The 26,725-nt window shown below is 70.8% G+C and carries 14 protein-coding genes; 5 read left to right on the top strand and 9 right to left on the bottom strand.

The features are described 5' to 3' along the window. Positions 1 to 20: 20 nt before the first annotated feature. On the bottom strand, positions 21 to 1,865 hold the full coding sequence (locus tag OEB96_RS10730) for an ABC transporter ATP-binding protein (protein ID WP_266215450.1): 1,845 nt from the start codon (positions 1,863 to 1,865) through the stop codon (positions 21 to 23). Positions 1,866 to 2,326: 461 nt separating this feature from the next. Between OEB96_RS10730 and OEB96_RS10735 the strand changes: the two genes are divergently transcribed. After that, positions 2,327 to 4,423 (top strand): PilZ domain-containing protein, encoded by a 2,097-nt coding sequence (locus OEB96_RS10735; RefSeq protein ID WP_266215451.1) that lies wholly within the window; start codon positions 2,327 to 2,329, stop codon positions 4,421 to 4,423. Here OEB96_RS10735 and OEB96_RS10740 read toward each other — a convergent pair. The 4 genes from OEB96_RS10740 to ku form a co-directional block, all read right to left on the bottom strand. Continuing rightward, positions 4,408 to 5,982 carry an FAD-binding oxidoreductase gene (locus OEB96_RS10740; RefSeq protein ID WP_266215452.1) on the bottom strand — a complete coding sequence of 525 codons (1,575 nt, stop codon included), beginning with the start codon at positions 5,980 to 5,982 and terminating at the stop codon, positions 4,408 to 4,410. The two genes, OEB96_RS10735 and OEB96_RS10740, sit on opposite strands and share 16 nt — an antisense overlap. 120 nt (positions 5,983 to 6,102) lie before the next feature. Next, positions 6,103 to 6,540: a hypothetical protein gene (locus OEB96_RS10745; protein ID WP_266215454.1), complete on the bottom strand. Its 438-nt coding sequence runs from the start codon at positions 6,538 to 6,540 to the stop codon at positions 6,103 to 6,105. Positions 6,541 to 7,154: 614 nt separating this feature from the next. Next, positions 7,155 to 9,434: a hybrid sensor histidine kinase/response regulator gene (locus tag OEB96_RS10750; RefSeq protein WP_266215455.1), complete on the bottom strand. Its 2,280-nt coding sequence runs from the start codon at positions 9,432 to 9,434 to the stop codon at positions 7,155 to 7,157. A gap of 398 nt (positions 9,435 to 9,832) precedes the next feature. Further along, a complete protein-coding gene (gene ku / locus OEB96_RS10755) occupies positions 9,833 to 10,693 on the bottom strand; it encodes a non-homologous end joining protein Ku (protein ID WP_266215456.1) in 861 nt (286 codons plus the stop codon). Between the two features lie 94 nt (positions 10,694 to 10,787). On the opposite strand from ku, the gene ligD reads away from it, so the two are divergent. The 3 genes from ligD (at position 10,788) to OEB96_RS10770 (ending at position 22,247) form a co-directional block, all read left to right on the top strand. Continuing rightward, positions 10,788 to 13,451, top strand: a complete 2,664-nt coding sequence (gene ligD / locus OEB96_RS10760) for a DNA ligase D (RefSeq protein WP_266215457.1) — start codon at positions 10,788 to 10,790, stop codon at positions 13,449 to 13,451. A 10-nt stretch (positions 13,452 to 13,461) separates the two neighbouring features. Then, positions 13,462 to 14,175: an alpha/beta hydrolase family protein gene (locus OEB96_RS10765; RefSeq protein WP_266215459.1), complete on the top strand. Its 714-nt coding sequence runs from the start codon at positions 13,462 to 13,464 to the stop codon at positions 14,173 to 14,175. A gap of 272 nt (positions 14,176 to 14,447) precedes the next feature. Continuing rightward, positions 14,448 to 22,247: a tetratricopeptide repeat protein gene (locus tag OEB96_RS10770; protein ID WP_266215460.1), complete on the top strand. Its 7,800-nt coding sequence runs from the start codon at positions 14,448 to 14,450 to the stop codon at positions 22,245 to 22,247. Between the two features lie 16 nt (positions 22,248 to 22,263). Here the strand turns inward: OEB96_RS10770 and OEB96_RS10775 are convergent, their stop codons facing one another. From OEB96_RS10775 to ybgF, 3 genes are read right to left on the bottom strand one after another with little or no spacing between them, the layout of a single operon-like run. Then, complete coding sequence (locus OEB96_RS10775; RefSeq protein ID WP_266215461.1) at positions 22,264 to 23,100, bottom strand: DNA-processing protein DprA; 837 nt, start codon at positions 23,098 to 23,100, stop codon at positions 22,264 to 22,266. Positions 23,101 to 23,160: 60 nt separating this feature from the next. Next, positions 23,161 to 24,609, bottom strand: a complete 1,449-nt coding sequence (locus tag OEB96_RS10780; RefSeq protein ID WP_266215462.1) for a LysM peptidoglycan-binding domain-containing protein — start codon at positions 24,607 to 24,609, stop codon at positions 23,161 to 23,163. A 2-nt stretch (positions 24,610 to 24,611) separates the two neighbouring features. Next, positions 24,612 to 25,493 carry a tol-pal system protein YbgF gene (gene ybgF / locus OEB96_RS10785; protein ID WP_266215463.1) on the bottom strand — a complete coding sequence of 294 codons (882 nt, stop codon included), beginning with the start codon at positions 25,491 to 25,493 and terminating at the stop codon, positions 24,612 to 24,614. 148 nt (positions 25,494 to 25,641) lie between these two features. Between ybgF and OEB96_RS10790 the strand changes: the two genes are divergently transcribed. Next, on the top strand, positions 25,642 to 26,022 hold the full coding sequence (locus OEB96_RS10790) for a hypothetical protein (RefSeq protein WP_266215464.1): 381 nt from the start codon (positions 25,642 to 25,644) through the stop codon (positions 26,020 to 26,022). Here the strand turns inward: OEB96_RS10790 and OEB96_RS10795 are convergent. After that, on the bottom strand, positions 25,959 to 26,594 hold the full coding sequence (locus OEB96_RS10795) for a hypothetical protein (RefSeq protein WP_266215465.1): 636 nt from the start codon (positions 26,592 to 26,594) through the stop codon (positions 25,959 to 25,961). The genes OEB96_RS10790 and OEB96_RS10795 overlap by 64 nt on opposite strands. Positions 26,595 to 26,725: the final 131 nt, after the last annotated feature.

The following is a 26,725-nucleotide window of genomic DNA, read 5'->3' on the forward strand; positions in this document are numbered from 1 at the left end:
ACACGGCCGGCGGGCGGACGTCAGCGATAGCCGGCGGCCTGCAGCTCGAACAGCCGGGCATAGCGACCGCCGCTGGCCACCAGCACCTCGTGGGAGCCCTGCTCGACCACGGTGCCATGGTCGAGCACCACGATGTGATCGGCCATGCGCACGGTCGAGAAGCGGTGGGAGATCAGCACCGCCATCTTGTCGCGCGACAGCCCCCGCACGTGCTCGAACACCTGGGCCTCGGCCTCGGCGTCCATGGCCGCGGTCGGCTCGTCGAGCACGAGCACGTCGGCCCCGCTGCGCATGAAGGCGCGCGACAGCGCGATCTTCTGCCACTGCCCTCCGGAGAGCTCGCGCCCGTTGGCAAACCACCGGCCGAGCTGGGTGTGGTAGCGCTCGGGCAGCTCCTCGATGAAGGGCGCCGCCATGCCGTGGTCGGCGGCCACGGCCCAGCGCTCCTCGTCCTCGAACGCCTCCACGTCGCCCGCGCCCACGTTCTCGCCCACGGGGAGCTGGTAGCGCGCAAAGTCCTGGAAGATCACCCCGACCCGCTTGCGCAGGCTGGCCTCGTCCCACTCGCGGATGTCGAGCCCATCGATGAGGATCCGACCCGAGCTCGGCAGGTAGAGCCGCGTGAGCAGCTTGATGAGCGTGGTCTTGCCCGAGCCGTTCTCCCCCACCAGGGCCAGGGCCTGGCCCGGCCGCAGGTGCAGGGTGACCCCGGTGACGGCGGGCGTGGAGGCGCCGGGATAGGTGAAGCCGACGTCCTCGAAGCGTACGCCATCGCCCGGAACGGGACCGGCGGTCGCGGTGCCGTCGTGGCCCGGGACCTCTTGCTCGAGGTACTCGTAGAGGTTGGAGAGGTAGAGGTTGTCCTCGTACATCCCACCGATCGATGACAGGCTGGCCGCCACCGCCGACTGTCCCTGCTTGAACAAGAGCAGGTACATCGTCATCTGGCCCAGCGTGATGGTGCCGGCCACCGCCTCGATTCCGATCCACGCGTAGGCGCCATAGAACGCCGCCGTTCCGAGCAGCCCCAGGCCAAAGCCCCAGGCGCTGCGCCGCAGGGTGAGCCGGCGATCCTCGCCGTAGAGCAGGTCGAAGATCTCGCGGTAGCGATCGAGCAGCCGTGGCCCCAGCCCGAACAGCTTGACCTCCTTGGCGTAGTCCTCGCGGGCGAGCACCGTCTCGAGGTAGGCCTGCTTGCGAGTCTCGGGCGAGCGCCAGCGAAACAGGCGAAAGGCATCGCCCGAGAACTTGGCCTCGGCGACGAACGAGGGCAGCCCCGCCCCCAGGAGCACGAGCACCGCCCACGGCGAGAGCTGCCACAGGAGCACCGCGTAGCTGGACAGCGAGATCCCGTTCTGCACCACCGAGAACGTGCGCATCACCAGCGACAGCGGGCGGCTGCTCGCCTCGCGACGGGCGCGGGTGAGCTTGTCGTAGAACTCGGAGTCCTCGAAGTGCCGCAGCTCGAGCGTCAGCGCCTTGTCGAGGATGAGTACGTTGACGCGGTGCCCGAGCTGCGCCCGCAAGAGCGACTGGCACGCCGACAGACCGCGCTGGACCGCGGCCATGGCCACCACCAGCCCCGCCTCGAGGGCCACCGCCTGCAGCACCTCGCCCTCGAGCACCACCCCCGTGGACTCGTGCTCGGCGATGCCGGCCACCACCGCGTCGACGATGAGCTTGCCCACCCAGGCGATGCCCGCCGGCAGCACCCCCGCCACCAGCGTGAGCACGGCCAGCGCGATCGTGAGTGGTCGGCTGGTCACCCACACCAGCGAGAGCGCGTGCCGCCCAAAGCGAAACACCTCGAAGAACTGGCGCATCCGCGCACGCTCGACCTTGGGCTTGCGCTCGGGGCCGGCCACGACCCCCCATGTCTAAGCCCTCCTGCCCCCCCATGCACCCCGACCATCCGGGCAGGTCCCACCACGCCTTTCAGTGTGCGTGGTCGGATGCACGAGACTCAGGGAATACCTGGTCGCGCCTCGACGACCGACGCCATCGATCGATCGGCGAGTCCGACGGGAGTCGAATCCGACGGGAGTGATGCCGGACCCTTGCCACGCTCCCAACGACGGGCCGCGTGGTCGCGCGGCGGATCGCGCAAGTCCCGCCCACCGTGCGCGACTTCGAGGGGCGGTATTGCTCGCCGACGTCGAGGCCCTCCTTGGCCACGAAACTCCTTGCCAAGGGCCCCGCGAACACGAGACAAAAACCAAGGAGCGTAGGGCATCGTCTGCTGGCACAGGCGGGAATCCCCGCGCGGAGCGAGGTCTCGACGCGCAGGAAGGCGCGGCCCGGGCTGATGACACGCATGGGGGAACGGATGCTTCGGCCCAAGGCAGAGCAGGGGCGCGCCGGACAACCGATCGATGGACCGGCAACCCACTCCAGTGAGGAGACGGCCCCGTTCGTGCCGTCGGCCAGCAGCGACTCCTCCGACGACCCCGCGCGCCCCCAGGTCTGGGCCGTCTTGTCCGATCGCACGCCGTGCCTGGTGGCCGAGCTGGCCGAGTGGGGGCTGCGGCTGGTCATCCCGTCCGATGCGCAGCTGTCGATCTCCCAGACCACGTCGTTCGAGCTCCGCAACGCCAAGCGCACCCTCGCGCAGTGCTCCGCCCGCGTGGTCGGCCTGGTTCGCTACGAGCTGGGCCAGGAGCTGTTGCTGTGGGTGCTCGACGACACCGAGCAGTGGCGCCGAGCCGTCGAGCGCCTGGGTGATTTTTGCGTCGAAGGACCTCACCCCCACCTCGCAGCCCCCGACACCAGGCTGCCCCAGGATCGAATCGATCGCCGCCTTCGAGCGCTGGCCGCCGAGCGATCGCGCACCCACGTGCACCCGGTCGGCCGCGACGACTTGCAGGTGTCGGGTCGCCTGGATCCGGAGCGCGGCCTCCTGCTCGAGTGGCATCCCCGCTTGGCCGAGCTGCAGCCCCCGTTCGAGATCGTGGTGGAAGGCCCGTTCTCGACCATCACGTTCAACGAACAGTCGCTGACCTGGGGCGAGAAGCCCGAGCCGGACAACGTCATGTGCACCCGTCAGCGACAGATGCGACGGGTGGCCGCACCGTCCGGCGCACGGGTCGTGCTCTACGGGATCGACGACGAGCCGCTCGAGCTCGCGATGCTCGACGTCTCGTTCGGCGGCGTGTCCGTCCGCGTGAGCAAGGACGAGCCGCGCCTGGTACCAGGAACCGTGATCCACGACGTCATCGTCACGTGGAAGGGCGGCCCACAGCTGCGGTTCATGGGCGAGGTCCGGCACCGCTCGCCCTCGGCCCACCCCGGCAGCGACATGATCGGCCTGCAGCTGTCCGGAGCTCCCGAGCCGCTCAAGGAGCGCTGGGCTCGCGAGGTCGAGCACATGCTCTATCCGTCCACGCGAAGCTACGGCCACAACTACCAGTCGATCTGGGATCTCTTCGAGGCCTCGGGCTACTTCGACCTGTCCGGCAACCGCCGCGAGAACCTCGACTTCATGATGCTGCGTGACGCGTTCGAGAACTCGTACCGCAAGCTCGCGGCGGCTCCCGACCTCGGGTTCCTGGTGTCCTACGAGAGCCCCACGCGCGTGGAGGCCACCCTCGCGGCAGTACGAGCGTGGAGCAAGAGCTGGTTCGGCTTCCACATGGCCCGCAACGCAAACCGGCCTCACCTCGTCAACTCCGACAGCTCGCCGCTCAAGGACATCCACTTCCACGTGTACGAGCGGGCGGGCGCCAACCCGGACATCGACTGGCTCGTGGGCTACGTGCGCAACGACGCGGGCTTCAGCGGCGCGCTCCACCGCGACTTCGTGCTCACGATTCCCGGCTCGTGCGGGGTGCCGTTCGAGGTCTGGAAGCTCAACGTCACGATGCTGGGCGACACGTACACGCCCAACGTGAGCGAGGCGACGCCCGAGCAGGTCGACTACGTGCTGCACAAGCTGGTCGGCAAGCGCCCACGGCAGTACCTCGAGGCCCACGACCTCATCCCCGAGACGTTCCACCAGCACGAGCTGCGGGCCGAGTGGGAGTTCTACGGCCTGATGCGCGAGCGCACCGCGATGATCGCCACCGACGGCGGGCGCATCGCCGCCGCCGCCGTGCTCGATTCCGTCGACGATGGCCTGCACCTCTACGGCCTGCTCGACACCATCCGGCTGTACGAGCTCGAGCCCGGCGGTCGTCAGCAGTTCGCGTCGCTGCTGCTTGCCGCCAACGAGTGGTTCTTCACCGTGGGCAAGAGCAGCTTCGTGTGCTTCGACGAGAACGACCTGCCGGAGATCATGCGATCGGTGGGCGCCAAGAGCCTGGGCGCGGGCATGGTCACCATGCTGCCTCGCACCGCCACGCCCGATCTGCTCGAGCGGATCTCCGAGTTCGCCGCGCCCAAGCCGATGCCGACGTATCGACGCTCGCGGAGTCAGCCCGACACGTAGCGGCCCGGCGCGAGGATCCCCTGGGGATCGACCAGGCGCTTGAACTCGCGGAGCACGCCATCGGTGTCGTCCCGCCCCGCGGGGAGCGTCTGCATGGACTGGATGCCCAGCCGCCAGGGGATCCATCCCCGGGTCTTGCAGGCTTCGAGGATCGCGTCATGACATGCCATCGCTCTGTCGTCCTCGCCCGGCACGTCTCGATCGTAGATGATCAACACCAGGAAGTATGCGACTCGCTCCTGTTGGATCACCCAACCGAGCAGCGGCTCGAACCCGTGCGCGAGGATGATGCCCTCGACCACCGCGTTGGCCTCGGCCGCATGGCGCCCGTGCAGCGGCACCAGTGGGCACGCCCAGATCACCCCGCACCGGTCGGCTTCCGGGGTCTGGAAATCCGCAGAGGCGTTGCGCTTGCGCCAATACATGCTGCGCTGACTGGCCACGGAAGGGATCCCCGACATCAGCTTGAAGGCGGCGTTCACGTCTCCGAACGGCGCCAGCATCGATGACGTCCCCTTGATCAGCGCATCGCGAACGTCGTCCCCCTCGACCCTCGACGCAATGGCGAGAAGATCCGTCAGTGGCCCCAGCGCCTCCTCCAGCCGTGCGACGTTGCCCTCGGCTTGCTTCTCGTGCGCGGAGTACACGGTGGTGAGCCCAAACCAAACGCCCTCCGAGATCATGGCCTCGAGCTGATCCCGTCGCAGTGGCGTCCCCAGCTCCCAGGGGAATCCGCGTCGCGACGAGAATGCTCGAAAGTCGTTCCAGATCCCGGTGCTGGACCGCAGCGTTCCCTCGAACCAGAGCTGCCTCATCCCGTCCATCAGCGGAGCGAGCCGCTCGGGGTCGTCCACGCGAAAGCGAACGACCTGCAGCACCTTCGGCTTTGGCTTGAGCCAGAACGTCATCCGCGTCACGATGCCGAGGTTCGACTGGGCAAAGAGGCCATCGAGCGAAGGACCCACGCCCCAGCGATGCAGCGTCGCCGTCGATGCTCCGTCGAAGCGAGCCATCCCGGTATGGACGACTCGCCCATCGGGGAGCACGACCTCCAGCCCGCACGTGTGGGCCGTGCGATCCCCGTAGGGCCCCACCCCATCGCCGCGCTCCAGGGCATTGGCCACGGGGCTGGACCACGGAGAGGACCCGGTGACGTTGAAGAACAATCGCGACCCTCGCTCCTCGAGGAAGTCGAAGACCTGCTGAAACGTCACCCCGGGCTCCACCGTGATGGTGGCCATGTCTTCCGAGAAGTCGATGATCCGGTTCATGAGCCCGAGCTCGAGGACGCCGCACAGGTCCTCCACCGGGACTCGGCTACCAAAGCCCCAGTTGCGCCCTCGACTCGAGGGATAGAGGCTCACGCCATGCTCGCTCGCGATGCGTAGACACCCCTGGACCTCGGCTCGATTGGCGGGCCGGAGCACCACGGGTACGCGCTGACGCGTCGCAAACGTCGCCGACTCGACCCGTTGGCGTTCGCTCGGCTCCGAGAGCACGCCATCCTCGCCCAGGAGGCGCTGCCATTGCTCGATCGCTCGGGCCCAACGTTGCTCCATTGTCGATGAATCGAGGGATGCCATCGCGTCCCTCCCACGATCTCACGGACGATACTTGGACGGGAGGTTCAACGTGGGCCGCACGAGCACCGACGCGCGGGCGCGCACGGACGACGCGGCCTAGTCCTTGGCGTCCTGGAGCGCCTTCTCGAGGTGCTCGAGCGCCGTCCGAACGCGCTTGGCGTGGGGCCCCGTGATGTCGAGGTGCGCCATCGCGTCGTCGAGGTTGTCGGGGGCGAACGCCTTGATGCGCGGATTGAACCAGGAAAGCGCCGTAACCGCTCCCCGAGCGATCCGCGACTCGACCATGACCGACACCCAGGGCTTGAGCCCGTCATTGATCTTGTTGAGCTGGCTACGCTGAGCCCCGCTCGGATTGCCGCCCAGGGTGTACACGAGGCCACGCACCTGATCGTGCCTGGACCACATCTTGCGAATCGAGTCCAGGTAGGCGTCCCAGTCCTTGTCGCTGGGGTTGTCTTGGCCGTGCACCGCGATGTGGATGTCCTCGATCATCGCGATCGCCAGCCGAGGTGACGCGTATGCGATGTCGATCATGGGAGCACGCCGAGCCGGTTGGCGATGAACTCGGGAGTCACCTGACCCCGCGCTGCGCAGAGTGCGAAAGGCATGGCAGACGCTCGCAGTGTAGCGAAAGCGAGCTTCTCGCGGTGGATCTCACGTCTCGCGCACTTTCGCAAGCCGTCCAGAAAAAATGACGAGACCGCTCGCGTGGACTCCGCCCAATCATTGCCCCCTTTGGGGCAAGCTGACCGCACCGCCAGGTCCAAGCCAGTCGCGGGGCGAACGTCAACCAACGCCACGGTCGCCCACCAACCATGCCCCCCTCTGGGCAAGCTGGCTGTACCGCCAGCTCCAAGCCGGTCGCGGGGCGAACGTCAACCAACGCCACGGTCGCCCACCAACTATGCCCCCCTCTGGGGGGCAAGCTGGCTGTACCGCCAGCTCCAAGCCGGTCGCGGGGCGAACGTCAACCAATGCAACGGTCGCCCACCAACTATGCCCCCCTCTGGGGGGCAAGCTGGCTGTACCGCCAGCTCCAAGCCGGTCGCGGGGCGAACGTCCACCAACGCCACGATCGCCCACCAATTACGCCCCCCTCTGGGGGGCAAGCTGGCTGTACCGCCAGCTCCAAGCCGGTCGCGGGGGGCTCAGACAGCCGCCCGCTTGGACACCAACGTCCGCAGCTCCCGGATCGAGAACGGCTTCTCGATGTGCTCGTTGGCCACCGACTCGAGGAACTCGCGCGCCTTGGGCGTGAAGGCGCCGCCAGTCATGAACACGAAGCGCTTGCCGTAGTCGGGCCGCGTCTCGCTGATGTGCGAGTACACGTCCATGCCCGAGACGTCGGGCATCATCACGTCGCACAGCACCAGGTCGAACTCGTTGGCCTCGCACGCATCGATGGCCTCGCGACCGCTGCCCGCGACCTCGACGGTGTGACCACCCAGCGCGCGCTTGATGCCGGCCCCGATCGAGGGCTCGTCGTCGACCACGAGGATCCGCATGGGCTGCGCCACCGCGACCTCGTGGGGACGCGAGGGATCGCGGCGCCGCAGCACGGGCACGTCGGACGCGGGCAGCATGACCGAGAACGTCGAGCCCTCGCCCATGCGGCTCTGCACCTTGATCTCGCCGCCCAGGCCCGTGACGATGCCGTGGCAGATCGACAGGCCGAGGCCCGTGCCCATGCCCTGGGCCTTGGTGGTGAAGAACGGATCGAAGATCCGATCGATGATGTCGTCGGGAATGCCCGAGCCCGTGTCGCTGATGTCGATGTAGACGTTGCCCTTCTCGGCCCGGGTGCTGACGCGAATGAACTGATCGCCGTAGGCCTCCTCGGGGATGGCGTGTGCGGCGTTGACCAGCAGGTTGAGGAACACCTGGGTCAGGCGCCCCGGGGCGCCGCGCACGGCCGGGACCTCGCCGTAGTCCTTCTCCAGCCGGGCGCGGTGCCGGATCTCGTTGTCGGCGATGTCGATGGCCGCGTCGATCACCTCGTGGATGTCGACCGACTGCAGCGCCTCCTCGTCGGCGCGCGCGAAGCTACGCAGGTCGCGAACGATGCGACGCACGCGATTGGCTCCCTCGGCCGCCTCCTGCAGCGTGCGCTGGATCGTCTGATCGAAGCCGCTGCCGTCGGGGAGCTTGAGCTGACCGAGGTCCTCGCCGAGCAGCTCGAGGTTGGCGAGCACGTAGGCCAGGGGGTTGTTGATCTCGTGCGCCACCCCGGCCGCGAGGCTGCCCACCGAGGCGAGCCGATCGGCCTTCTGCAGGCTCGCCTGCATGCGCTTGCGCTCGGTGAGGTCGCGAGCAAAGGCCACGAGATACTCCTCACCGTCGAAGCGCAGCACGTTCGTCGAGATCTCGACGGGGAACATGCGGCCGTCGCTGGCCTTGAAGTGCGACTCGACCTTGCGCGTGCCCGAGGCCCCGATCGCAGCCCAGCCGAGCTGGTGCTTTTGCAGCGATGGATCGATGTCGGTGACGTCCATGGTCAGCAGCCGCGCCCGCGGATAGCCCAGCGCGGCACAGGCGGCGTGATTGACGTAGCAGACCCGCCCCGTGCGGTTGATCCAGAACGCCGGGTCGGCGGCGTGATCGATCGCGAACTGGGTCAGGCGCAGCTCTCGCTCGGCCGCCTTGCGATCGGTGATGTCCTCGAACATCAGGAAGCTGGCCCGCGCGCCGTCGAACATGGCGCGGGTCATGGGAATCACCCACGTGGTCATGCGACTGCCGTCGCGACGCAGGAATTCGGACTCGATGGGCGGCGGCGGGACGTCGGTGCGTTCGAACCGCTCCATGCGCTTGCGCGTGGCCTCGCGGTGGCGACGGGGCACGAGGTCGAGCAACGGAGTTCCGAGCAGGCTGCTGCGCTCGTGGCCCAGCGATCGCACGGCGGCGGCGTTGACGTAGACGATGCGCTCGTCGCAGTACGCGATGATGCCCAGCGGAGCGCGCTCGATCACCCGACGGAAGTCGACCTCGGAGCGCGCGAGCGCCTCGCGGGCCTGACGGTGGCGGGCACTGTTGGCCAGGTGGCGCTCGGCGATGCGAACGCGCGTGAGCAGCAAGCTCTCCTCGATGGGCTTGACGAGGAAGTCGTCGGCCCCGGCGTCGAGGACCTTGGTGAGGTCCCGGGTGCCCCCGCGGCCGGTAATCATGAGGATGTAGGGGTGTTCGCCCCCACGGATCGATCGGACCTTGGCGCAGAGCTTGAGCCCGTCCATCCCCGGCAGCACCATGTCGATGACCAGCAGCTCGAAGGGTTGGCGAAGATGGGCCACGAGCCCCGCGTTGGCGTCGGGGACGGCCGTGACGTCGAGGCCGAGGCGGCGCAAGCCGTTTTGCAAGGCGTCGCGCTGGAGAGGATCGTCCTCCACCAGCAGCGTGCGGATGGAAGTGTCTGCCCGGGCTTCAGCGACCATCGTTCGAGCCGTAATACTACCCTGAAAGCGGCATTGCACGCGCGCCTCTCGGCAGCCTCCGAGGGGCCTGGGGTGTCCTACCTAGGGCCCCTCAGCGGGTGATCCGTCCGACCCCGAGCCGGCCCGGCCGCGGGCGGAAGCGATGCGGGGCGATGGCGCGCGGCCCATCGGCTCGTGGATCGACGCCTTGGTGCCGGACCCGAGCGGTCGTGCGAGGCCACCGAGACGCGGCATCGAACATGACCCCGTCGAGGCTAGGAGAATCCCCTAGATTGGGGTGTCGATCGGGGAGGAACTCTCACCTTCGGCGCTCGATCGCGCATCGGAGCCAATATAAGAAGGGATCCGGGCCGGCTGCGGCGGTGCAAACCGCGTGGCCATGACTACCGACCGCGCGATCAGCCACCGGTGCGTCCGCCCGAGGCTTCCCTGGGTGCGCCCTGCCCCTGCTCGTCCGCCGACGGCGGCTCGGCCAGCTCCGCCCCGTCTGCGCCGACCCCCAAGCTCTCCTTGAGGGCAGCCATGAGATCGATGACCTGGGCGCGAGCGGAGGGCACGGGCGCGGTGATCTCCTCGCCCTCGACCTTCTTGGCGATGAGCGCCTCGACCCGCTCACGAACCTCGTCGCTGTACTTGGTGGGAGCGAAGGTCTTGACCGCACCTTGGCGGATGAGCGCAACGGCGAGCTGCAGCTCGGCCTCCTTGACCTCGGAGGTCTCGATGCCCACGTCGGCCACGGGTCGGATCTCGGCCGGATAGTGGAGCTGCTGCATCACCAGCCCCTGGGCAATGGGTCGGATGAGCACCAGGTACTGCTTGCCGCGCGCGGCGTAGCGGGCGAGCGCCGACAGCCCCGTCTGCCGCAGCGCGGCCGCCAGCAGGTGATAGGCCCGCCCCGCGCCGTGATCGGGCGCGAGGTAGTAGGCCTTGTCGTAGTAGATCGGATCGACGGCCGTCTCGGGCAGGAACTCCGTGATGTCGATGCCGCCGCTGGTGCGCTCGGCCACCGCCTCGAGCTCGTCGGCCTCGAAGGTGACGTACTGCCCCTTGGCGAACTCGTAGCCCTTGATCATCTCGCCGCGGGTGAGGACCTTCTCGTCCTTGGGGCACCAGTACTGGTACTTCACCCGGCCGCCGCACTCGCGGTGCAGGTTGTTGAAGCGCAGCGCGTCGGACGGCGACGCCGACGGGAACAGCTTGACCGGGATCGAGACCAGCCCGAAGGCGATCGTCCCCGAGGCGATGGCACGGGCCGGCATGAGGGGGATAGTATGTCCCGAGGCGATTGCCTCGCCACTTTCGCGGCCCCCGCACGCCCGCCGAGGCCGGGTGGCGGAGCCCGGCGCCCACGCCATGGCCGATCCCGACGACCGCCCTCCGGCTCGCTCCCCCGACGCGTCTCCGCTGGCCACGTACCGCGCCAAGCGGTCGGGGGACCGCACCGGCGAGCCCCTCGGGTACGCGGTGCCGCCCGAGGGGCCCGGAGCGACGGGCGAGGCCGCACGGCTCTACGTGGTGCAGATGCACGCGGCGCGGCGCCTGCACTGGGATCTGCGCCTGGAGATCGATGGGGTGCTGCGGTCGTGGGCCGTGCCGCGGGGGCCCTCGTTCGATCCGGCCGTCAAGCGGCTGGCCGTGCTCACCGAGGATCATCCGCTCGAGTACGTCGACTTCGAGGGCATCATCCCCGACGGCAACTACGGCGCGGGGGGGATGATCGTGTGGGATCGCGGGGTCTGGCTGCCGCGCGAGCCGATCGCCGAGGGCTTTGCCAAGGGCAAGCTGCTGTTCGAGCTGCGCGGCCACCGGCTGCGCGGGGTGTGGACGCTGGTCCGCACCAAGGGCACGGCGGGTCGCGGCTCGTCGGGCAAGTCGGGCAACAACGAGTGGCTGCTCATCAAGAAGCCGGACGAGGCGGCCACGACATCGAGCCCCGCTCCGAGCCTCGAGGATCGCTCGATCCTCTCGGGGCTGACGGTCGACGAGCTGTGCCGCGGCAGCGAGCGAGCGGCCACCATGCGGGCGCGCCTTGGCGCCCTCGAGGCTCCACGGGGCGTGGTGGATCCGAGCACCGTGCCCCTGATGCTGTGCGAGACGGTGCAAGAGCCGTTCTCGCGGCCGGGCTGGGTGTTCGAGCTCAAGTACGACGGCTATCGCTTGCTCGCCGCCCGCACCGGCCCGTCGCAGGCGCTGCTGCGCTACCGCAGCGGGGTGGTGGCCACGCATGCGTTCCCCGAGATCGCGCGAGCGGTGGCCGCCCTGCCGTTCGAGGACGTGGTGCTCGACGGCGAGGTGGTGGTGCTCGACGACGACGCACGCCCGAATTTCCAGCGCCTGCAAAAGCGCGCCTTGCTGCTGCGACGTCACGACGTGGCCCAGGCCATGCGCGAGCACCCGGTCACGTTCTATGCGTTCGATCTGCTGGCGCTCGAGGGCTTCGACCTGCGCTCGCTGCCGCTGCTGCTCCGCAAGGAGCTGCTGCGCGAGCTGCTGCCGCCGGTGGGGGCGCTGCGCCTGGCCGATCACATTCCCGAGCGCGGCGAGGCGCTGTTCGAACAGGTGCGCCGGCTGCAGCTCGAGGGCATGGTGGGCAAGCGCGCCGATGCTCCCTACGTTGGACGGCGCAGCGCCGATTGGTCGCGCGTGCGCATCGAGAGGACCGACGACTTCGTGATCATCGGCTACACGGCGCCCGAGGGTACGCGGACGGGAATGGGTGCGCTGCACCTGGCCGCGCATCGCGGCGAGGTGCTCCAGTACTGCGGGCGCGTGGGCACGGGGCTGTCCGATGCGTTGCTCGCCACGCTGCGGGCACGGCTCGAGCCGCTGCGCACCGACGAGCCCCCGTGCGTCATCACGGTGGGCAGCGGCCGTCCCGACACGTGGGTGGAGCCGCGGCTCTGCTGCGAGGTCCGCTTTCGACAGCGGACCGAGGACGATCTGCTGCGGCTGCCGGTGTTCGTGCGCATGCGGGAGGACAAGCGCCCGCAGGACTGCCGGCTGCCCGACGAGCCGGTGACTGCGGACGAGCAAGGGCCAGCGCCCGAGCCGGGGCCGGCGCCCGAGCCCGGAGCGGTGCCCGAGCCCGTCGACGAGCCCCTCGACGCCCACGAGGTCCCGCCCCCGGACCCGCGCGTGGTCATCTCCAACCCCGACAAGGTGTTCTGGCCCGACGCGGGCTACACCAAGCAGGATCTGGTCGACTACTACCGCGAGATCTCCCCGTGGCTGCTGCCCTATCTGCGAGATCGACCGCTGGTGCTGACCCGCTATCCCGACGGGATCGAGGGCAAGTGGTTCTTCCAGAAGAACGCCCCGCCGTTCGTGCCCGACTGGATCAAGACCCAAGTGATGTGGTCCGAGCACGAGGGCCGCGAGGTCGAGTACTTCGTGTGCAACGACGTCGACAGCCTGGCCTACGTGGCGAACCTGGCCACGATCCCGCTGCACGTGTGGGGCAGCCGGCTCGCCGACCTCCCCCACCCCGACTGGTGCATCCTCGATCTCGACCCCAAGGGGGCCCCGTTCGAGCACGTGGTCCGCATCGCGCGGCGAATCCATGCGCTGTGCGACGAGGTGGGGCTGCCGAACTACTGCAAGACCAGCGGATCGACCGGATTGCACGTGCTGGTGCCGCTGGGGGGCCAGTGCACGTTCGAGCAGTGCCGCACCCTCGCGCACGTGCTCGGGCGCGTGGTCGCAGCCGAGCTGCCCGCCATCGCCACCGCCGAGCGCAGCAAGCGGGCCCGCGAGGGACGCGTGTACATCGACTACGTGCAGAACGGACACGGGCGGCTGCTGGTGTCGCCGTTCTCGGTGCGGCCCAAGCCGGGAGCGCCGGTCTCCACGCCGCTGCACTGGGACGAGGTCGTGCCCACGCTCGATCACCAGGCGCTGACGATCGCGAACGTGCCGGATCGGATGCGCTCGCTGCCCGCCGACCCGCTGCGGCCAGTGCTGGAGGGACGACCCGACCTGCGCACGGTGCTGCAGCGGCTCGAGCACAGACTGCGGTAGGCTGCCGCGCATGAGCGTTGCCGAGGAGCCGCTGCGCGTGGCGGTGGGCAAGAGCACGGGCGAGGTCTCGGCCGTGCTGCAGCGGCCGCCGGACGCGTTCGCGCTGGTGGTGCTGGCCCACGGGGCGGGCGCGGACATGCATCATCGGTTCATGGTGGAGATCGCGGGGGCACTGGTGGAGCGGAGGGTGGCGGTGCTGCGCTACCAGTTCCCGTACACCGAGCGCGGCCACAAGCGGCCCGATCCCCCCGCCCGGCTGCACGCGACGGTGCGGGCCGTGGTGGCCGAGGGCCTGCGACGGGCGGAGGGGCTGCCGGTGCTCGCCGGCGGCAAGTCGATGGGCGGGCGCATGACCTCGCAGGCGGCCGCGGCGGGCGAGCTGCCCGGGGTGCGCGGGGTGGTGTTCCTGGGGTTTCCGCTGCATCCGGCCAAGGAGCCCAGCACGACGCGCGCCGCTCACCTCGCGGAGGTCTCGGTGCCCATGCTGTTCCTGCAGGGCACCCGCGACCCGCTCGCGCCGCTGCCCTCGATCACCGAGGTGGTACGAGGGCTCGGCTCGCGTGCTCACCTGCACGTGGTGGAGGACGCGGATCACTCGTTCGCGGTTCGCAAGACGCGGGGGCACGATCCGGCGGCCGTGATCCCGGGCCTGGCCGATGCGATGGTGAGCTGGCTGGCCGCGATGGGCAGTGGAGCGACGGCCGGCAACGGCCACGGACGGTGACGTCGTCGAGCCCAGTCGGCGCCGGAGACCCGAGGCGCCGCCCGTTCCCGGCCATGCCCCCCGACCGTCTGTCAACCCACCCACCAACCCAGCGCCCAAGGCCGCTCCACGCCCCTTCACCGCCGTCGCACACGGCCGTTCATGCTCACCCGCGCAGCCCGTGCGTCGTGGTGTCGATCCGCGCGGCGTCGTGCACGCCAGCGCTGGTATAGTCCCAACCCCTCCGACCGACCGTGGCGCGCGGCGGCGGGGGGAAGAGGGAGACGCCGAGCATGGCAAAGGGCGAGAAGTCGGACGGCAGCAAGCGGCGCGGCAGCGCGGATTCCTCGGGGCTGGAGCAGTCGTTCGCAGCGGCCCTTCGGGCGGCCAAGACGGCGCCCGACAGCGAGGATGCGTGGGATCACCTCGAAGAGCTCGCCGACAAGCTGCAGCGGCCCGACGAGGTGGCGGAGCTCTACACGTCGCTGCTCGGCGGCAAGCTCCCCGCCGAGCAGCGCACGCGCCTGTCCAAGCGCGCGGTCAAGTTCCACGACGAGTGGTTCGGCGACAACCCGGAGGCGATGAACGAGCTGCTGTCGAAGATCATCGCCACCGATCCCGAGGCGGAGTGGGCCTTCGAACGCCTCACCGTGGTGCTCACGGTGGCCGAGCGCTGGTCGGACCTGCTGGGACTCTACGACCGCACGCTCGAGACCACTCGCGAGCCCGATCGTCGCAAGAAGCTGCTCGACGACGCGGCCCACGTGGCCAAGGACTTCGCCGACGCGCCCGAGCGCGCGGTCGACTACATGCAAGCCCTGCTGGCGCTCGACCCGAGCAACGTCAAGCTGGCCTCGTCGATCGAGCGCCTGCTCGAGCGCCAGCGCCGCTGGAAGGACCTCATCGAGCTGTGGCAGGCCCAGATCCCGCGGCTGCCCGTCGACGAGGGGCGCTCCACCCGGGTGCGGATCGCCGCCGTCTACCTCGAGCACCTCGAGTCGGCCGGACCCGCCCTGGAGGAGATCCGCGCGCTGCTCGACGAGTCGGCCGGCCACGCCGAGGGGTGCGCCCAGCTCGAGCGGATCCTCGACTTCGAGGGGGCGCCGGCCGACGTGCGCCTGGCCGCCCTGACCCTGCTTCGCACCAACTACGACGCGGTCGACCGCGGGCGCGACTTCGTGGGCGTGCTCGAGCGCGCGGTGACGTTCGCCGACGCGGCCGAGCGCACCGCCCTGTATCGCGAGGCCGGCGTGCGCCTGGCGATCCTGGGTCGCGACGAGCAGGCCATGGGGCACTACGCCGCGCTGCTGGCCAACTCGCCCGCCGACACCGACGCGCGCAAGCAGCTGCGCCAGCTCGCCCGTCGCTCGGGGCTGCACGGCCTGCAAGCGGATGCGCTCGTCGCGGCGGCCGAGGCCGCGCCCGAGGACGGGCAGCGGATCTCCTTGCTGCTCGAGGCCGCCGATCTCGTGCAAGAGGCGCTCTCGGACGCGGACCGGGCCATCGGGCTCTACGATCGCGTGCTGTCGCTCGCGGAGGCGGACCCCTCGCTGGCGCTCTCGGCCGCCCACCGCCTCGACGAGCTGCTGGCCCACAGCGGTCGCTCCGCCGAGCGCCTGGCCGTGCTCGAGCGGCTCGCCACGCTCGAGCGCGCCTCGTCGGTGCGGCGCTCGGTGCTCGGAGACGCGGGGCGCCTCGCCGACGAGCTCGGCGATCCCGACCGCGCGCTGCAGGCCTGGCAAGCCCGGCTCGAGTCGGATGCCAGCGACCTCGAGGCCCTCGACGCCACCGTGACCCTGCTCGAGAAGCACGAGCGCTGGGCCCCCTTGGTGGAGGCGCTGCGTCGCCGCGCGGCCGCCGTGCCGCTGGCCCAGCAGAGCCGCGCCGACCTGGTGCGGGTGGCCGAGGTGCACGAGCAGCGGCTCGAGGCGATCGGCGACGCCATCGACACGTGGCTGCACATCCGCGAGCGCTTCGGCGACGCGCAGGACGTGGTGGCCGCGCTCGATCGGCTGATGAGCCACGCGGGGCGGTTCCCCGAGCTGGCCGAGATCATCGAGCAGTCGGCCCAGCGCGGCCGCCTGGGCTCGGCGCGCCTGCTGGCCCGCCTCGGCGACGTGCACCGCGACCAGCTGCACCAGCCGCAGCAGGCCGTGCGCTTCTACGGCGAGGCGCTGGGGGTGGATCCGAGCGATGCTCAGGCCCGCGCGGGACTGCAGGCGCTCTTGTCCGACGATGCGTGCGCCGGCCAAGCGGCCGAGCTGCTCGCTCGCGCCTATCGCATCACCGACGACTGGCAGCTGCTGCTCGACCTCATCGAGGTGCGCGTGGCGGGAGGGCAGAACCCGCGCTCGGCGGTGGAGGTGCTGCGCGAGGCGGCGGCGCTCTACGAGAACCGCAGCGCCGACTCGTCCGCGGCGCAGGCCGCCATCGCGCGCGCGCTGGTGCTCGATCCCTCCGACACGGGCCTCGAGCACGAGCTGATGCGGCTGGCCGAGCAGACCCAGGACTGGGCCGGAGTGGCCGATGCCCATCGCCGTGCCGTGGAGGAGAGCGGGCCCAGCCCGGCTCGCGCCGCGCACCTCTACCGCCGCGAGGGCGAGCTGCGCGAGCGCCTCGACGATCACGAGGGGGCCACCCGAGCCTACGGCGCCGCGTCGGAATTCGATCCGGAGTCGCTGGTGATCCAGCGCGCCGTGATCCGCGTGGCCGCGGCGTCCGACGGCTGGGGTCCCGCCGCGCGCGGCGTGGTGCGGCTGTCCAAGGTCCGCGGGGTGCTCGACGAGGAAACGCTGGCCGATCTGGCCGGGCGCGCCGCGGTCCAGGATGCATGGGCCAAGGTGGCGGGAGGTCTGGTCGAGGCGATCGCCGACATCGAGCTGCCCGCCGACATGGCGCGTGCGTTCGAGGCCACGGTCGCCCGCTGGTACCGCGATCACGTGGGCGACCTCGACGCGGCCGAGGCTGCCGCCCAGCGGGCCGTACGGCACGACCCGCGCCACCAGGACACACTGGCGCTCTTGGCCGAGCTGCAGCGCCGACACCCCTCCCCCGAGCTGGTGTCCACCCTGCTGCAGCTCGACGAGCTGACCGATCGCAACCTCGATCCGCTGCGCGAGGCCGCCCAGGTCGCGCTCCAGGCCGAGTCGCAGGGGACCCTCGACCCCGATGCCACCCGCGACATCGTGGCCCAGCTCTACCGCAAGGCCGCGCGCCTGTTCTCCCGCGGCGAGCAGGTCGCGGGCACCCACCAGCCCGAGGCCACCGCCGCATGGGCCCGCGACGAGCTCATCGACGCGATGCTCGAGGACGACGACAAGGACGGCGCCATCGGGCTGCTGCTCGGCGCCACGCAGCTTCCGTTCGCAGCCGACGTCAACCAGGATCTCCGCGTCCGGGCGGCGCGGCTGTCGGCCGAGCAGGGTGACAACGCCCGCGCGATCGAGCTGCTGCTGCGCGTGCTCGAGGAGCGTCGCGACGACCTGACGCTCACGCTCGAGGCCGCCACGCTGTGCGAGGAGGAGGGCCGCGTGCTCGAGCTGACCACGCTGCGCCGCCGCGAGCTCGAGCTCACCGACGACGCCGGCCGTCGCCTCGAGCTGCGCCTCCTGCTGTCCGATCTCGCCGGCAAGCTCGAGCGACAGGGCGGCCGCGTGGAGTCGCTGCGCGAGAACCTCGCCGACGTCCCCGGCCACGCCGCGTCGATCGAGGCGCTGGTCGACGTGCTCACGGACAAGGGACGCTTTGCCGCGCTCGCCGACGTGCTCACCGAGCAAGCCCAGATGCTGCAGGACGGCGGCAACATCGAGGGCTCGGCCGGGCTATGGGCCCGCGTGGCCAAGCTGGTCGAGGAGCACTTCAGCGACGTCCCGCGCGCCATCGAGGCGCTGCGGCGCGTGGTCGGGCTGCACCCGAGCAACCAGGCCCTCGACGACCTCGCGCGCCTGCACCTGGCCCAGGAGGAGCCCGGCGAGGCGGCGCGCTGGCTCGAGCAGCGCCTGCAGACCACCGACTCGGCCCAGCAGGTGGCCGTGCGCCTGCGCCTGGCCCGGGCCCAGATCGCGGCCGAGCGCCCCACCGATGCCATCTCCACCCTCGAGGTCGCATTCGAGGAGGCACCGCGCAACGGTGAGGTTCGCAAGCTGCTCTTGCGCCTCTACCGCAAGCACGAGCAGTGGGAGCCGCTGGCCCGGGCGCTGACCGTGGCCACCGAGCACGTGGGCGACACCGCGACCATCCTCGCCTACGCCCGCGAGGCGGCCGAGATCTACCACGACCGCCTCGATCAGCCGGGGCAGGCGGTGCCGGTGCTCGAGCGCGCCCACACCCTCGCGCCCGACGATCGCAAGCTTCGCAGCATGCTGGCCGAGGGCCTGCGCGTGGCCGGGCGCCTGCCCGAGGCCCACGAGCTGCTCACCGAGCTCATCGAGGACTTCGGCCGCCGTCGCTCGGCCGAGCGCGCGGGCGTGCACCTCCAGCTCGCGCGCGTGGCCCATGCCCAGGGCGACGCCAAGGAGGCGCTCGATCAGCTCGAGCTGGCCTCCAAGATGGACTCGGGCAATCCCACCATCATGCGCACGCTGGCCCAGATGTCGCGCGAGGCCGGCGAGCTCGACCGCGCCGAGCGAGCCTACCGCGCGCTCCTGCTGCAGGTGCGCCGCGGCGGCGACGAGGAGGCCAACCCGGTCATCGGGGCCGCCACCGTGCTCATCGAGCTGTCGTCGATCGCCTCCGAGCGCGGCCAGAGCGAGCAAGCCGAGGAGCTGGTCGAGTCGGCCCTCGAGGCGCTCGCGGCCGACGACGGCCAGGCCGCCGAGCTGCAGAAGACGCTGTCGGAGCGGGGGGAGAACGCGCTGCTGCTGCGCGTGCTGCAGACCCGCCTCCAGCACGTGCACAGCGGCCGCCGTCGCGCCGACGTGCTGGCCGATCTCGCCACCCTCTACGCCGGTCCGCTCGAGGAGCCCGGCAAGGCGCTCGACGCCCGGCTCGAGGCGCTCGAGCAGGATCCGGGCTCGCCCGTGCATCACCAGCGCGCCCGCGAGCTCGCCGAGCAGACCGAGCAGCTCGATCGCTACATCGACCACGTGGCCGACCTGCTCGAGCGGGCGCGTCGCAACACCGACGTGCACGTCCGCTGCGAGCTGCTCCTGCGGCTGGGCGAGGCCATGGAGCGCCGCAGCGACTTCGATCGCGCGGCCGAGCTCTACGCCCAGGCCGAGGCCACCGGGGTGCGCGAGGTCGACGTGTGGCGAGCCTCTGCGCGGCTGGCCGGTGCGCGCGGCGACACCGAGGAGCAGGTCCGCCTGCTCGCGCGGTTGGCCGAGCTCGGCGAGGATCAGAGCGAGACCCGGGCCGATGCGCTCTATCGCATGGCCGAGGTCCACCTCGCCCACGAGGACGGGCTCGAGGAGGGCGTGGCCACCCTGCGCCGCGCGCTGTCCGAGAACGCCCGACCCGAGCGCGCGGCGCGAATCCTGCGACGAGCATCCGAGACCCACCCGCCCAACCTCGAGCTGCTCGAGCTCTACGACAGCGTGGCGCGCAAGTCCGACGACTCGGGCATGCTGCTGCACGCCATCGAGCGCCGCGCCGCCCACTCGGAGACCACGCCCGAGTACGTCCGCGAGGGCGTGACCCTGGCGCTCGAGCAGCAGGAGGGCGAGCGCGCCGAGGCCCTGATGCTGCGCGCGGTGGAGCTGGGCGAGGCCCTGCTCGACGGTCCCGCCCGGGTGTCGTGGGCGCTGCTCGGGCTGGCTCGACGGCGCCTGGAGGGCGGGGATCTGGCCGGAGCGGTCAAGTGGGTCGGCGAGGCGTCCGAGTCGGCGCCGCTGCCCGAGCTGCTCGAGCTCGGCCACGAAGTGGCCGCGGTGGCCATGGCCGAGGACGGCGACCCCTCGCTGGCCGCCAAGCTCTACGAGAGCCTGCTCGAGCGCGATCCCAGCGCCCGCGCGGCCTGGGAGCCGCTGGCTGGCATCTACCGCACGCTCGACGACGTGGAGCGCCTGCACCGGCTGGTCGACGAGACCCTCGATGGTCTGCAGGACACCGCCGAGCGCAACGCCCTGCGCTTGATGCTGGTCGAGTGCATGCTGCCGAAGTCCGAGCACCAGGACGACGCGCTGCAGACCCTGCGCGACGTGCTGCTCGAGGATCCCGATCACATCGAGGCCCAGCGCCTGATGGCCGAGCACCTGCAGCGCACCGGCAACCGCGAGGAGCTGCTCGATCTACTGCGCCAGCAGCTGATGAACGCCCAGGGGCGTGGCGAGCCCACGTCGGTGGCCGCCTGTGCCCTGCGCCTGGGCGAGCAGCTCGAGCAGGACGACCCGACCGAGGCCGCGGTGGTCTACCGCGGAGCCATGGAATTCGCCCCCCGCGATCCGGCGCTCTTGCGGGCGCTGCTCGCCCATCTGGGCGGCGAGGATGCGATGGCCGAGCGCGGTGACGTGCTCGACCAGCTCATCGAGGTCGAGGACGCCGACACCGCGGCCGAGCGCGCGCTGCAGCTGGCCGATCTACGCAACGCGCTCGAGGACGGGGCCGCCGCGCTGCAGGCCCTGCGCAAGGGCTACCAGCGCAAGCCCGATCACGCCGTGCTGCGCGAGCGCCTCGAGCAGGCCTACGCCTCGCAGGGCGACTACGCGGGGCTGGTCAAGATGCTGCTGTCGGCGGCCTCGGGCGAGGAGGACCCCGCGATCAAGCTGGCGGTGATGCGACAGGTGGCCGCGCTGCAGCGCGAGCAGCTCGGCAACCCCGGAGCCGCCATTCGCACCCTCGAGCAGGCCCGCGCGCTGGCCCCCGAGGACACCGAGCTCGCGGCCGAGCTCGTGGCCACGCTGGTCGCGGCCGGGCGCCTCGACGACGCGGGCAGCCTGGTGAGCGAGCAGCTCGAGCAGGCCGGCGACGACCCGTCGCGTCGGCTGCCCTTGCTGGTCAAGCGGGCCGAGCTGCGTGCAGCCATCGGCGACCTCGACGGCATGATCGAGGACCTCGAGGTCGCGCGCACCATCGACGACTCGTACACGGCGAGCCTGGTCGAGGCCATCGATCGCAAGCGCCAGGCCGCGGCCGAGGCCGGCAACACCGACACGGAGCGGGCCACGACCCTGCGCTGGGTCGAGCTGCAGCTGCAGGCCGGCCACGCCGACGAAGCCCGCGAGCTGCTGGCCGCGTGGACCGAGCGCGAGCGCAAGGACGTGGACGCGCTGCAGCTGCTGCGCAAGATCGACACCGCCGCCGAGCGCTGGGAGGTGGTCGCCAAGACCTGCGCTCGGCTGGTCGCGGTGGAGAACGGCGAGGAGCAGGCCGAAGCCGGCCTGGCCCTGGCCCATGCCTGCAAGCAGCTCGGACGCCCCGAGCTCGCGCGCCCCGGTCTCGAGCACGCACGCCGCAAGCAGCCCGAGCACCGTGGGATCCGTCAGGCGCTGGCCGAGGTCTACGAGGCCACCGCAATGGGCTCCGAGCTGGCCAAGCTCCTGGCCCAGGAGGCCGAGGAGACCGAGGATCCGGCCGCGAGGCTCGAGATCCTGCGCCGCGCCGCCAACCTGCACCTCGAGGTGGGCGAGCTCGATCAGGCCATGCCGCTCATCCGGCAGATCATCGAGCTGGCACCCGACGATCTGGTCAGCGCGGTGCTGCTCATCGATGCCCACATGTCCATGGGCGAGCTCGACGAGGCCGAGGTCGCGCTCGAGCGCGCCATCGAGGGCACGGGCGGCCGCCGCAGCCCCGAGCTGTCGGCCCTGCTCCACCGCAAGGCTCGCATCGCGGGCGCTCGTGGCGATCACCAGGCGCAGATCGACCTCTTGCAGCAGGCCTTCAGCACCGACAAGGGCAACGGACAGGCCGCCGCCGAGCTGGCCGACCTCGCCGAGGCCCTCGAGGACTGGGACCTGGCCGTCAAGACCCTGCGCACCATCACCGTGCTCGAGGACTGCCCGATCTCGAAGACCGAGGCGTTCCTGCGCCAGGCCAAGATCGCGTTCCGCCGCGGGGACCGTCAGCGCGCCGTGCTGTGGGCTCGCAAGGCCCGCCACGAGGCGCCCGAGGACCAGGACGTGCTGGCGTTCCTCGCCGAGCTCGGCGAGGGGTAGGACCGCAGCTGGGCGCTCATCCGCCCAGCGCCCAGCGCCCGGCGGCGCGCTCGACCACCAGGCCCAGCGCCTCGGCCTCGACGAGCGCCATCAGGGCGGTGCGAGGCGAGGCCAGGTCATCGAGCATCAGACCCGCAGGACCGGCCGCGAGCACGGCCTCGCGCAGCCAGTGAAGGTGCTCGGGCCATGGCTTGGGCTCGGGCGGCGGCAACGTGTCCCCGCGCAGCACCGCGCCCAGCCAATCCCTTGCCGCGGCCCGCAGCGCGAACGCCTCGCCCCTCCACGCCAGCGCGTGCGCCCCCTCGGCCACCAGCACCGCAGCTCCCGCCGAGCCCGCCACCACCGCCCGCGCGCGCCCCTTGGTGGCCGCGAGCCGAGCCGTGATCATGCTGCCCGACCGCGGCCGAGCCTCCACCACCACCACCGCCCTCGACAGCGCCACCACGATCGCGTTGCGACTGGCGAACATCCCCCGCGTGGGCACCGTGCCCGGTGGCTGGCACGACAGCACGCCGCTGCGAGGCGCGGCGGCCACTTGCTCGAACAGCGGCCCATGGTGGGGCGGGTACGGCTGGTCCGGGCCGCACGGCAAGACGACCAGCTGGGCGACCCCCGCCGCCAGCGCGGCCCGATGGGCATCGGAGTCGATCCCCATCGCTCCTCCCGAGACCACCGACCACCCCACGTTGCCGGCTGCCTCGACCAGCGGCCCGACCGCCTCGCGAAAACGACGCTCGGCGGCCCGACTGCCCACCACCGCCAGCCGCGGCGGCGGTGGCAGCTGCCCTGCGAGGTGAAAGACGCGGCTCCCGGAGATCCCGAGCGCCCCTGCGGTCATGGCTCGTGTCTGCACGAGCCTTCCATCGGCCACCGGGTGCGATCCGTTGCAGACTTTTTTGGTCCCCGCGGTGGACTACTGCCCGATCTTTACCCCAGCCCGCCCCGAGGCCTTGCCGTTCCCGCGCTGCACGGCGCCCTCGGTCTCCAGCGTCTTGCCCTCACGGGTGGGCGCGGGCCCGGGATCGGCCTGCGTGCCGTCGCGGTCCAGGCCCGGCCCTCGCAGCTCGACGTGATCGCCGCGCTCGAACTCTCGGCGCGAGTAGATCGAGACCGCGAGGCTGGTGTCGGGCAGCACCTGCACCACGAGCAGCGCCCCGATCACCCGACGCGGCCAGCCGTCCTCGTAGGGGATCTGGAAGTCGCGCTTCTTGGTGTACTCGTCGCCCTTGCGGACGACCTCGAGCACGTTGCCCACCTCGACGCCATCGCCCTCGCCGAGGTCCACGATCACGAACTGCTCCTCGCCCGCGAGCACGTCGTTGTCGCCCTTGCCCTTCTCCTTGCGGAGCCGTCGGGGCTTCTTGATCGCAATGGGCCCGGTGTCGTTGAGCGTCGCCACCACCAGCCCCGAGTTGGCTCGGTCGGCCGGAACCGGATCGATCCGCGTGAAGCGACGCCGCAGCGGCCCCACCTTGTAGCCGCGCTCGATGGGGTTGACGGCGCTGGACACCGTGCCCTCGGCGGCGTTGCGGGCGATGGTCTCGACCTCCACGTCGCCCATCACATCGACCAACCACCCCAGCACCTTCTTGCCCTCGAGGTCGTAGACCTTCTCCTGCGGCGCGTAGACCACCAGGCGCTCCCCCGGGATCGGAGGGTTGGCCTTGTCGTAGTCGAGGTAGACCGTGTCGAGCGTCGCCATCATGACCTTGGCGTCACCACCACCGATCACGGTCATCGCGGTGTCGAACTGCTCGGCGTCCACGAACGCGGTCTGGGTCAGCAGCACGGGGTCTTGGTGCACGCGCGAGGGGGTGCGAGTCTTGGAGAACGCAAGCCCCGGCTCGGTGCGCCCCGTGCCCGGCGACTGCGGCGCGAACGGGTCGTAGAGCCGAATCCGGTCGCCCGGGAAGATCCAGTGGGCGTTGGTCACGTGGTCGTTCCACGACCAGACCTTCGGCCACAGGTATGGATCGTGGAAGTAGTACTCGGAGATGTCCCACAGCGTGTCGCCGGTCTGGACGATGTGATACTGCGGCGGCTCGATGTCGTTGCGGTAGTCCTGCAGCACGTTGGGATCGGTGATCTGCAGACCGTTGATCAGCGTGCCGTCCGGGCCCACCGTGGTCGCAGTGGAGCCATAGGTCTGGTCGGGCGCGCGCGTGCCCTTCTGCTCCGCATACCCGGGATCGATGGTCCCCTGCAGCGGCGGGCTCTCCTCCGGCGGCACCCCGAGGGCGGCATCGAGCGCAGGCGAGCGCGAGGGCGGCTCGGCCCCAGCGGATCCCCCCACACAGAGGGGGACCACCATGGCGAGGATGGGAACCACCACGGGAACGAGGACGGCGACGGGACGGCGCATGATCACGACTCGAGCTCCGCGAGCTTGACGCGAGCGATGTCGCTGGCGCGCTCGCCCGGGTAGGCCGCAATGAGCTCGGTGAGCACGTCGCGGGCGTTGGGAACATCGCCGAGCTGGCGATAGCAAAGGCCGATCTTGAGCAGCGCGTCGGGGGCCTTGTTGCCGCCGTGGTAGCGCTCGACCACCGCGGTGAACGCGGCCAAGGCATCGGCGAAGTGCTGCTGGTCGTATGCCGCCTCGCCCTTCCAGTAGAGCGCGTTGTCGGCATAGTCGTGCCTGGGGTGCTCGCGCGCAAACGCAGCGAACGCCGCCTCCGCCCGCTCGACCTGCCCAGACTCGTAGATCGCCATGGCCGCCTCGTACTCGGAGATGATCGCACGGCCCTTGGGGCTGCGATCGGGCCGATCGGGTGCGGACGAGTTCTCGCGGGTCAGGTCCACCAAACGCGTGCCCTCGAGGCGGAAGCTCCGCGACGCCACCGCGTCACCGGAGGCATCGTCGATGTAGCCGCCCTCGGTGGGCTCGGGATCGAGCGCGTCGGGCTCGTACGCCGGCGGGGAACCGGCGCGACGGTCCTGCGGTGCGAGTCGCACGATCGGCAGCGAGCGGCCATCGGCGAGGGTGTGGTGTCCTTCCACCGGATCGTCCCCACCTCCTGCGGCCCCGCCGCTCGACATCACCCCTGGTGAGCTTCCGCCCTGCTCGAGATGGAGCACGCGATCCTCGAGCATCTGAACCCGCCGCCGCAGCGCCGCGTTGTCGCGCCGCAGCTGCAGCACCGGCTCCTCGCCCGGAGTCGTCGTCGTGGGCACGGCGGCGCGGCCTGCACAGCCACACGCCAGCATCAGCACCCACCCAAGGCCCGTCCGCAACACCACCTTCATGACTCGTCCCTCAGGCTAGCAACGGGCCCACAGCCGCCCCAAAAACCGCACCAAAACCACGGCCCATCGGCGTCGACTGGCCCCAGCCCGACGGATTTTGCGCAGGACACGCGGGCCTGGATTGGCCAAGCTTGGCCCCCGAGGTCCGATGAAGCATCCCCGTGCGCTCCTGGCTCGTGTGCTCCCCTCCGCCCTGGCGCTCGCCCTGGTCGGCCCCGTGGCGCTCGCCCACGCCGACGAGGAAGGCAAGGTCGGCCGCATCACGCGGCTTCGGATCAACACCCCCGGCAGCGCAGACCACTCCCTGTTCCACGGCTCGCTCACCGTCGACCTGGTGGGGAGCACCTCGTTGGTCGAGTACCGCTGGGGTGGCTCGAGCTGCCCCGGGGTCAAGCTGACCGATCAGCAGCTCGACATGCTCACCACCGCCTTCGTCCAGCGCAACCGCACCCGCCTCGTGCCCCGCTACACCCTGGGCGAGGGCATGGGGACCCGCTGCCTGGTGAGCTTCGAACTGGTCGCCGGGTAGCCCACGGGACGCAGCGCCATCCAGGAAAGACCCAGGTAGAGGATCGTCTCGACCACCTCGTCGAGCACGGGCTCCCACCTCGGCCCGCCCCACGCGCCCACCACCGACGCCACGCCCAAGAGGCCCAGACCCAGGGCGTCACGGCGCTGCGGTAGCCGACCGAGGGCATCGCCGCGACGCCAGCCCACCACCCCCACCAGGAGCACCACGGGGAGCGAGAACAGCAAGTAGCTCGCGCCGCGCCAGGCGTTGTGGAGGTTTTGGTGGCCCAGCGCGGTGTGTAGAGCCTCCGCGCCCGCAGTCACGCCGTATACGGCGCCCCAGTCGAGCTCCTCCCCCAGCACCAGGGCGCAGGTTGCCACCAGCGCCATGCACAGGCCACGCTCCCGTCGACGATCGGCACCGCGAGCCCGCGCTGCCGCCACTGCCCATCCCACGAGCGCCACCAGCAAGAGCCCGTGCCCGAGGTGTTCGAGTGGCCCCTCCTTGGCCGCGAGCCGTGCGACCGCATCGGGCCACGGCACCACGAGCAAGCCAACGGCCAGCAGGCCGAGCACCACGCAGGGGAGCATCGATGGACCCTACCCACACCGAGGCAAGCCGGGCTCAGTTGGCGGCGGCGGCCACGTAGTCGTCGACGCACACGGAGACGGCGGAGTTGTCGTTGTTGTGGCCGCCGCCGTAGCCCTCGTCGGGGGTCTGG

The sequence above is a fragment of the Paraliomyxa miuraensis genome (genome assembly GCF_026337845.1).
Lineage (GTDB): Bacteria > Myxococcota_A > Polyangia > Nannocystales > Nannocystaceae > Paraliomyxa > Paraliomyxa miuraensis.

Excerpts from the sequence above, each read along its gene's own strand:
- ku (WP_266215456.1), bottom strand. The coding sequence starts at position 10,693 with ATGCCGGCCCGTGCCATCGCCTCGGGGACGATCGCCTTCGGGCTGGTC.
- OEB96_RS10765 (WP_266215459.1), top strand. The coding sequence starts at position 13,462 with ATGAGCGTTGCCGAGGAGCCGCTGCGCGTGGCGGTGGGCAAGAGCACG.
- ligD (WP_266215457.1), top strand. The coding sequence starts at position 10,788 with ATGGCCGATCCCGACGACCGCCCTCCGGCTCGCTCCCCCGACGCGTCT.
- OEB96_RS10770 (WP_266215460.1), top strand. The coding sequence starts at position 14,448 with ATGGCAAAGGGCGAGAAGTCGGACGGCAGCAAGCGGCGCGGCAGCGCG.
- OEB96_RS10735 (WP_266215451.1), top strand. The coding sequence starts at position 2,327 with ATGCTTCGGCCCAAGGCAGAGCAGGGGCGCGCCGGACAACCGATCGAT.
- OEB96_RS10795 (WP_266215465.1), bottom strand. The coding sequence starts at position 26,594 with ATGCTCCCCTGCGTGGTGCTCGGCCTGCTGGCCGTTGGCTTGCTCGTG.
- OEB96_RS10740 (WP_266215452.1), bottom strand. The coding sequence starts at position 5,982 with ATGGAGCAACGTTGGGCCCGAGCGATCGAGCAATGGCAGCGCCTCCTG.
- OEB96_RS10750 (WP_266215455.1), bottom strand. The coding sequence starts at position 9,434 with ATGGTCGCTGAAGCCCGGGCAGACACTTCCATCCGCACGCTGCTGGTG.
- OEB96_RS10780 (WP_266215462.1), bottom strand. The coding sequence starts at position 24,609 with ATGCGCCGTCCCGTCGCCGTCCTCGTTCCCGTGGTGGTTCCCATCCTC.
- ybgF (WP_266215463.1), bottom strand. The coding sequence starts at position 25,493 with ATGAAGGTGGTGTTGCGGACGGGCCTTGGGTGGGTGCTGATGCTGGCG.
- OEB96_RS10745 (WP_266215454.1), bottom strand. The coding sequence starts at position 6,540 with ATGATCGACATCGCATACGCGTCACCTCGGCTGGCGATCGCGATGATC.
- OEB96_RS10790 (WP_266215464.1), top strand. The coding sequence starts at position 25,642 with ATGAAGCATCCCCGTGCGCTCCTGGCTCGTGTGCTCCCCTCCGCCCTG.